The sequence below is a fragment of the Galbibacter marinus genome (assembly GCF_000300875.1).
Taxonomy (GTDB): Bacteria; Bacteroidota; Bacteroidia; order Flavobacteriales; family Flavobacteriaceae; genus Galbibacter; species Galbibacter marinus.
This window is the reverse complement of the sequence record NZ_AMSG01000080.1, coordinates 1-210: the sequence shown is the minus strand read 5'-3', so window position 1 is coordinate 210 and position 210 is coordinate 1. Positions and strand designations below refer to the sequence as shown.

1 protein-coding gene is annotated in these 210 nt (G+C 41.9%); it reads right to left on the bottom strand.

Going from position 1 to position 210, the window contains the following annotated elements; genetic code table 11:
* Positions 1 to 210: hypothetical protein (locus I215_RS16340; RefSeq protein ID WP_008992967.1), on the bottom strand; the 210-nt coding region annotated here is incomplete at both ends.

Genomic DNA, 210 nt, shown 5'->3' with positions numbered 1-210 from the left:
ATAGAACTCCGAACCTTTTGCCGATGCTTGCGGTAGGTGTTAAGCCCATCAGCAGAATGCTTAACACCATCAGAGGTTACAACGATATCCGTGATTCCAAAATCGCAACCTATAAAATCATCCACGTCTTTAGTTTCTTCCTGGCAAACTTCAATGGTTTGACAAAGGAAAAACTTTCCTTTTTTGTAAACCAGATCCGCTTCTCCCTTG